Source organism: Nocardioides stalactiti, assembly GCF_014180715.1.
GTDB lineage: Bacteria > Actinomycetota > Actinomycetes > Propionibacteriales > Nocardioidaceae > Nocardioides > Nocardioides stalactiti.
Window position 1 is genome coordinate 1 of the sequence record NZ_JACEFC010000239.1, and the last position, 1238, is coordinate 1238.

Annotated in this window: 1 protein-coding gene and 1 pseudogene; one reads left to right on the forward strand and one right to left on the reverse strand. The window is 74.6% G+C overall.

From position 1 onward, the window contains the following. Positions 1-529 (reverse strand): annotated as a pseudogene (locus H0487_RS22650) (hypothetical protein); the annotation flags it as partial. 139 nt (positions 530-668) lie between these two features. On the opposite strand from H0487_RS22650, the gene H0487_RS22655 reads away from it, so the two are divergent. Next, on the forward strand, positions 669-1238 hold a 570-nt coding region (locus tag H0487_RS22655; RefSeq protein ID WP_183096445.1), incomplete at its 3' end, for a hypothetical protein.

Sequence of the window (1238 nt, forward strand, 5' to 3'; positions counted from 1 at the left end):
TCGCCTCGCCGCCGGAGGCGACCACGTGCTCGAGCATCGACCGGGCCTCGGGGGTCACCTCGGCGAGCCGCTGGGCGACGACCTCGAGCGGCGGTGCTCCGGGCGACCGCGGCCGCAGGCCGCTGACGCCGCCGTCCGGGCCGCCGACGAGCGCGTCGGCCGCGCCGGTGAGCGGGCGCAGGCCCTCGGGGGAGTCCCAGGCCAACGCCAGCTCACGCAGCCGGGCGACCGCGGCGACGGTGCTGTCCTTGTCGGCGTGGACGATCTCGACGACCTCGCGGTCGCTGGTCTGCCCGGCGACGACGAGCGCGTCGAGGACCGCGAGCTCGCCCCGGGTCAGTCCGTCGAGCGCCCGGGCGATCGAGGTGCGGGTCGTGGCGCGGGAGGCGAGCTGGGAGAAGTCGTGGGGGGCCGGTGTGACCAGGTCGGGTCGTGCGGTGAGCAGCGCGGCGACCTGTTCGTCCGACCACGTGCGCAGCTGGTCGGCCAGGGATCGGTGTCCCTCGGCGGCGCGCGCAGTTCTTCCCACCTGCCCCACGCTACCGACGTACGTCGTTCCGCCCCCGATCCTGTCGTACCCCGACCCCGGTGTGGTGGGATTGGTCCGGCAGGCGCGCACGGCACCCGACGTGCAGCACACGATGACGGAGCAGGAGACGAGGGCACCCATGAGTGCGATGAGCTCAGCCGGCGCAGCAGGCGCGTGGTCCTATCGGACCGGCCCGTGGTTCGCGGCATTCGGTCCGCGGGTCACCGTGCTGCTGCCCGAGTCCCAGCGCGACCAGGTGATCGGTGTGTGGTCGCTGGTCGACGGCGGTGCCGGGTTCGACGAGGTGCTCGACGCGCTGCTCGCCTCCGGGCTGAGCCGGCTGCCGGGCTTCGTGCTCGTCAGCACCGACGACGGCCCGACGCGGGTCCTGCTCCGCGGCACCGGCGTGAGCGCCCACCTCGCCGCTGCCGACGAGGACGTCATGATCGACGGCAGCGCGAGCGGCACCTGGGTGGAGCGCAGTGTCGACGGGGTCACCTCCCTGTCCGTGCTGCTCGCCGATGCCGAGGCCGAGGTCGACCACGCCGACACCGACTTCGGGATCGTGACGGGCCTGGTCCGGGTCGCCCGCGTCGACCGGCCGCCGTACGTCGAGCCGGTGGAGGAGCCGGTGGAGGAGCCGGCGGTGGAGTCGGCGGTGGAGTCGGCGGGGGAGTCGGCGGGGGAGTCGACGGGGGAGTCGACGGAC